This is a genomic window from Cyanobium sp. NIVA-CYA 375, assembly GCF_056108345.1.
The window spans coordinates 1-6,084 of record NZ_JBSYHW010000101.1; the positions used below are offsets into that span (position 1 = coordinate 1).

Sequence of the window (6,084 nt, forward strand, 5' to 3'; positions counted from 1 at the left end):
TCGACGCATTAGTCATGTCCTCAAGCCCCCGGATGTACTGATCAGAGGGGTGACAACTTTCCTGAAACTGGGGGATCTCAACGCACTTCTTTATGAAAGGAAAAAACCTGGATAAGAATTGAGCAAATTCTTCTAAGCCATAGGAGACAAATTAGCAGAATTTTAAGACCCAGTCATTCAGCTATTTGATTAGAGATGTCTGCGGCGCCAAGCGCCATGGGATCTCGATATTGGCTAGTCATTTATAAACAGCCAAGCCAATTGAGCAATGATTTTACTCGGAAGACTATATTCAGCAAGCCAGTCGCAATAGTGTCTGGGTAAACGATGGCATCTAGCCAATCAACTGGCGAGAGGCTAGATACCTGCTCCCTTGGGCTGCGGGGTCAACCTGACAAACTCCTGCAATTGCCCTGGAATTGTCGGCGACTCTTTGATGATCAGAGTCACGGATAAACGATTTTTCTCATAGCGGTGGTTACAGCCAATGGCGGTAGGTGCTCCGCTGCCGCCGTGCCCTGGCTTTAGAGCGAGCACTACCGAACTGGGGGCTAGAGCCGTCGCGGCGGCGCCTTACCCAGGTCCCTTTTCTGATCAAGCCAGCGTCTTGGGCGTTGGCGCGGCGTGCAGCAACGATCGCCCCGTAACCACGCTTTTGTTTGTGCTGGGCACGGGAGCGGGCCTGGCTGGCGCTGGCGGCCGGCACCACGGTTGAAGTGGAGCGGTTGCGCCAGAACACCAGATACCAAGCCATCAGATTCTGCAGCAGGGGGTAAACGATGCGCTCATCAGCGGCGCGGTGCAGCTGCTCTAGGGGTGGTGGCCTTGACCGCCTCTAGATACAGCTCGGCGGTGCTCAGCGTCTGCAGGTTTGGGGCGGCGCTGTGGTCATGGCCCGCCTCTGCAACCGTGCCCGCATACAAGCCGCTGCGCTGCTGGAACAAGAAGCTGAATACCGGGTGGCGGCGCAGCTCCTCCATGTAGTCGCCATCGCACAGCGCTACGCCATCGGCGGTAAGGGGTTGGCCCTTGCCATCCACCGGCAGCAGCCGCTCACGGCCCTCCACATCCCCCAGCTGGAAGTGACCGCCGCACAGCGTCACGAAGGTGTCAAAGAACGTCCCCCGTTCATCGCCGCCAACGCGGCCCTCGGCTTCTGAGAACAAGCGCTCCAGCAAGCGCTCCTTGCGCAGGTTCTGCACCTGGGAGCGGGCTTCGTCCCGTTCTTTTTCAACGCTGCGCACGCGGCGGATGTTGGCCTCATTGAGCTGTCGTTCACGGTCGCCCACCTGGCGCTCGAACTCTTCTCGCTTGCGCTCAGCGTCCTGCAGGCGGGCGTATTCATCGGGGTTGATCTCTGAGAAGCGCGACAGCTGGGCGCGGGCCTTGCGCAGCTCTTTTTCGAGCTGGTTGCTGCGGCGGCGCTCAGCACGCAGGGGTTCAGCCGTGCTGGCTGCTGGCGGGTCGTCGTTGTCGCCGCCTCCGCTGGGGTCCTGGGGGATGGCGGAATCAAGGCCGTCGTCAGCGCCGCCCAGATCACCGCTGGCGCTCTCGTCCTCATCGCTGTCGAACAGGTCGGGGTCAGTGGCAGGTGGAGCAGAGCCAGCGGGGCCCTGGTTGGGCTGCTGCTGCTGTTGGCCGTAGATCTGCCATGGAGCAGTAGGGGCGAAAGGCGCTGGAGCGGTGCCGCTGCTGGTGCGGCTGAAGTCAGAGAAGAAGGAGGAGGGCATCACCCATCACGGCTGTGGTGCTGCGGGCGCCCCGTCCGGGCTGCGCTCGCTCTCCCTGTTGCCAGGCCCTGAGAATGTGTATGCCTGGCCTAAGCTCTACACACCGGCTTGAGTGCTCGAGTCATGCGCACCAACATCGTCATCGACGACACCCTGATGAAGCAGGCGATGCAGGCCAGCGGTGCCCGCAGCAAGCGGGAAGCCGTGGAGTTGGGGCTGCGCACCCTGGTCAAACTGCAGCAGCAGACAGAAATTCGCGCTTTCCGCGGGCGCCTGGCCTGGGATGGGGATCTGGAGGCCCAACGCCTGGATGAGGAGCCTGCAGGCAAGCAGCCGTGATCGTTGTTGATTCCTCGGTTTGGATCGATTTCTTCAATGGGGTCAGCACCCCCGAGGTGGATCGACTGGATGCGCTGCTCGGGGAGACACCGCTAGCGATCGGCGACCTCATCTTGGTGGAGGTGCTGCAGGGATTCCGCAACGAGCGGGATGTGGCCACCGCCCGGCAGCTGTTCCGTTCACTAGCTCTGCTGCCTGTGTTGGAGGGAAGCAACTCCTGGAAAGCGGCTGACAACTACAGGCAGCTGCGCCGCAAAGGGATCACGGTGCGCAAGACGATCGATGGGATCATCGCCACTGCCTGCATCGAGGCCAACCTGCCGCTGCTGTTCAGCGACCGGGACTTCCAGCCCTACGTCGAGCACCTGGGCCTGGTGGCGGCATGAGCTACGGGTCGCAGCACCACCCCGTCTAAGCAGGAAGCTCCTCCAGCACGGGAGCAGATCGCCTCGCCGGCAGGTAAATCCACTCCCCCGCTGGTAGCTGGGTGGAGGGCAGATAACCCGGCACCAGCAGCTGGAGCCCTGCCGGGATCGGCGTGGTGGAGCGGTAGACGGGCAGCAGCAGGGTGGTGCCGGTGGGCAGCGGTTCCTCGCTGGGCCAGCTGCTCAGCTCGGGATTGAACTCGCGCAGCAGGGAGAGGCTGAGGTTCTGCTCGCTCGCCACGCTGCGCAACGTCTCCCCCTCACTGGTGAGGTAGGCCTCGCTCTGCTGAAGCACCGGGTTGAGGCTGCGCAGCTTGCTTTCTGTCGTTCCGTGCCGGCCAGCCAGCACCGCCAGCGAATCACCCTCGACTGCGGTGATGCTCTGGGTGCTTTCCAGCTGGGGGTTGCTCCGCCGCAAGGTGGCCACGGTTGTGCCGTAGCGCTCGGCGATCAGGTTCAAGCTGTCGCCAGCTCTAAGCACCAGCACGCTGTGGGGCCTGAGCACCAGCTGAATCGCTTCCCCCAGCAGCGGCTGCACCAACAGACCGATGCCACCGGGGCCGTAGTCCGCCCCGAAGTGCTGCACCAGGCAGCCCGCGAACTGGGCACGCCCTCCTGATGGCAACCCACCCTGGGGCGACAGCTGAGCAAGATCCCCGAGCCACATCACCCCCTGACAGGGGGCCTGCACCGTGCCCAGCAGCGTTGGGTCCCAGGGCAGCGGTGCCTCCTCTCGGAAGCCAGGAGTGGCCCAGGCCAGCTCTGCCGCCAGCCAATCGAAGGTGTTGCTGGTGATCACCGGCAGGATTGCTGAGCGGCAGAGATAGCCGCGCAGCAACACATCACCGGGGTCGGTGAGGGCGGTGTCGTTGTAGCCGCCCACGATGCCGCCTTGCTCGAGGAAGCAGTCGATCACATGCCGGCGGATCGGAACCGGACTGCGACTCTCGGGCCGGTCGACTTCAAAGAGGCAGAGGCGGGCATTGGCGTAGGGCTGCAGGGCCAGCCATAGAGGGGCAGCAACAGGCAGGGCCACCCGGCTGTCGATCGCTGGTGAGGCCGCCGGCAAGCCCACCAGCTGGCCCCACTGCCCTGCAGCCCGCACGGGGTTAAGTCCCTGGTTCAGCGGCGAGAGGGGCTGCTCCATAACTCAGCCCCGCACCAGTGATCCCTGAAAGGGGTCGGGGTTGCACTGGCGCCAGTTCTGCAGCCGCGGCAGCAGCAGCGCCAGCTGTCCGATGTGCTGGCTCCTCTGCCGGTTCAGCACCACAGCTGGTGATGGGCCCGCGGGGTTCCACTCGCTTTCGGTTTCCTCCAGCAGCAGCTCGGTGGCGTACTCCACCACCGCCAACTTGCTCAGTGGCAGCGGGTTGGGCACGACGCCACCGGCCACACCTTTGCGGCTGCTGCGGATTGGGCTGTTCACCTCGGCTGGGGTCATTGCCGCCAGCTGCTGATCGAGAGCGGCGATGGCATCGAGGTGACCCTGGGCGGTGCACACCCCGGTGGGGTAATGGGTCTGCAGCAGGGCCATCTCCCGGTTCAGGGCCGAAAGAGAAGCGGCGCTGACAGGAATCGAGAGGGCGATGCGCAGGGCTTCTGCGTCGCCTGGACGCCAGCTGCAGGTGGGAGGGGAGAACACGGTCATGCCCTCGTTTGCCAGCTCAGCTGCCCCCAGTGATCTCACCCAGTCCCAGCTGCTGGCGCAGCTCGGCCCCGTCGATCACTCCCCGCTCATGCAGCACCAGCCACTCATGCACTGAAGGCTGGGGTTTGCGCGGCGGTTGCGGTGGCACCAGAGGGCAGATCTCCACGCTGCAGGCAGGGGTGTCGGAGAGCTTTTCGCCAGTGAGGCGGGTCCACTGGCGCAGCAGGGTGCTGAGCATCGAGCTCTTCTGGCCTGCAAGCGACTGCAGCACCGCAAAGCTCTGGCCGGCGGTGAGCGAAATCTCCAGCTCGGTGCGTGCTGGACCATGGCCGCCGGCAGGGATCAGGGCGTCACGGCGCATGGCTTCTTCCAGCTGCTGCAGGTAGGCCCGATGCTCCGCCAGTGACCGGGCTTCTATTTCGACCCACTGGAACTTGGCCCCCTCCGGCAGGTCCATAAACGAGGAGGTGGAAAGCACCAGCCGCTGGGGGCGTTGGGCATCCCCGGTGCCTGAGGCAGCACCGGAGCCCAGGGCGCCATCACTGCGGCGAAAGCCGTAGGCATCCACCAGGCCGGTGCGCACGCCTACTGGCAAGGCGGTGCGTGACAACAGATCCTCGTAATCGCTGCGGCAGCGGTAGTGGTTGAGGTACTGGTGGGCCAGACCCAGGTGGGGCAGATCGCCTTCTCCAAAGGCGCTGCCATCCACCGAGTACCAGAGGGCCGGTAGGTCAAAGCGCTGCGGCAGCAGCGAAGGCTCGCCTGCCGGCACCACGTCGTAGCCATCGACAGCACCGGGGTTGGGGTTGGCCTGCCAGCTGCGCAGCACCAGGCCGTCGTCGGCGACCGAGAGGCTGCGGTACAGCCAGGCCTGTGGATCAGGCACCAGGCCGCCGTGGGCATCGATCACCACCGTGGGCACCGCGGCATTGCCAGTGGCGTAACGGGGCGGCAGTGCCTGCCGGCGCGGCTCCCGCCAGACGATCTCCACTGGCCCCGATGCCGGTGAAGTCGTGGCGTTATCGGTAGGCAGGCGCCAGTTGAGCAGGTCGCCCCGGGGCACCAGCTGAAGCCGCGGCAGCGAGAGCCGGTCACCCTTGGCGAGGGCTTCCAGCCGGTCACCTTCTGAGGGCCAGCGGTGCTGGGGCGGCAGCTGCAGGATCAGGCAGCCGCCATCGCGCAGGGTGAGCAGGTCGGCCAGGAACAGGAACACGCCCAGATCTGTTCCCTGGCCATCCACATCGGTGGCCACCCGGGTCAATGAATCGGGCAGCTCCTGCCAGGACAATCGAGACAGCATCCCGGCGTAGGTGCGGAGGGCATCGCGGTAGAAGCCGGTTGGCCTTGCAGCCTCCAGTCGCTTGAGGTAGCAGGTCTCGGGTTCTTCTATGCCGCGGGGGAGATACAACGTCCGGCGGCTACTGCCGTCGGGGAGCTCCAGCAGGGTCCAGCAGTCGTAGACCAACTGCAGGCGGTCGCGAAGCCCAGAGAGGGTGGGGTGCTCCAGCCAGGGGAGCTCAGCAGGAGTTTGGGGTCGCTGGGCTGGTGGGGAGGAGCGGCTGGTAGTGGTAGTTGTCCTGCGGCGGCGGGTGGTGGGCACTGACTGCTGGTGGAGTCAGAGCCATTGCCAGAGGGATCAATAAGCGGCGGGAAGGTCCATGCAGGATCTGCATGGCTCCAGACAGATCATTTGGGCAAGCGAGTCGGCCAGAGCGAGGGGCACGGTTTCTTATGAGGGTCCGCATATGAACTAGGCCTGAGGGTCCATCTGCCCGAGAGTGATTGCCACGCAGTGGGTTTAGGGTCAAAGTGGTAATGACTTCGGGTTCTTATGCGGACCAACAGGGGCCTGGCTATTTTTTAACTAGGATCCGCCCATATAGCGTTGGCTTCATTTGCTGTTCTCTCTAAATCTGACAAAGTCTCAATGCCCCAAACACAT

7 protein-coding genes are annotated in these 6,084 nt (G+C 64.1%); 2 read left to right on the forward strand and 5 right to left on the reverse strand.

Annotated elements, in window-relative coordinates:
* Positions 1–478 precede the first annotated feature (478 nt).
* Together AC01FP_RS15505 and AC01FP_RS15510 are read right to left on the reverse strand one after the other, a co-directional pair.
* The gene (locus AC01FP_RS15505) at positions 479–754 is read right to left on the reverse strand and encodes a hypothetical protein (protein ID WP_474481575.1); all 276 of its coding nucleotides are present in this window, start codon (positions 752–754) and stop codon (positions 479–481) included.
* 34 nt (positions 755–788) lie between these two features.
* Positions 789–1,730, reverse strand: coding sequence for a hypothetical protein (locus AC01FP_RS15510; RefSeq protein ID WP_474481576.1), 942 nt, complete (start codon positions 1,728–1,730; stop codon positions 789–791).
* A 123-nt stretch (positions 1,731–1,853) separates the two neighbouring features.
* Here AC01FP_RS15510 and AC01FP_RS15515 point away from each other — a divergent pair, with 123 nt between their 5' ends.
* On the forward strand, positions 1,854–2,069 hold the full coding sequence (locus tag AC01FP_RS15515) for a type II toxin-antitoxin system VapB family antitoxin (RefSeq protein ID WP_474481577.1): 216 nt from the start codon (positions 1,854–1,856) through the stop codon (positions 2,067–2,069).
* Entirely contained in the window at positions 2,066–2,455 is a 390-nt protein-coding gene (vapC, locus tag AC01FP_RS15520) for a type II toxin-antitoxin system VapC family toxin (RefSeq protein ID WP_474481578.1), read from the forward strand. Before AC01FP_RS15515 ends, vapC begins: the two co-directional genes overlap by 4 nt.
* Positions 2,456–2,480: 25 nt before the next feature.
* On the opposite strand, the gene AC01FP_RS15525 is transcribed toward vapC, so the two are convergent.
* The 3 genes from AC01FP_RS15525 to AC01FP_RS15535 are packed head-to-tail and all read right to left on the reverse strand — an operon-like array spanning position 2,481 to position 5,742.
* Complete coding sequence (locus tag AC01FP_RS15525; protein ID WP_474481579.1) at positions 2,481–3,641, reverse strand: LysM peptidoglycan-binding domain-containing protein; 1,161 nt, start codon at positions 3,639–3,641, stop codon at positions 2,481–2,483.
* Between the two features lie 3 nt (positions 3,642–3,644).
* Positions 3,645–4,142, reverse strand: coding sequence for a hypothetical protein (locus tag AC01FP_RS15530; protein WP_474481580.1), 498 nt, complete (start codon positions 4,140–4,142; stop codon positions 3,645–3,647).
* 16 nt (positions 4,143–4,158) lie between these two features.
* The gene (locus tag AC01FP_RS15535; protein ID WP_474481581.1) at positions 4,159–5,742 is read right to left on the reverse strand and encodes a DUF4055 domain-containing protein; all 1,584 of its coding nucleotides are present in this window, start codon (positions 5,740–5,742) and stop codon (positions 4,159–4,161) included.
* Positions 5,743–6,084: the final 342 nt, after the last annotated feature.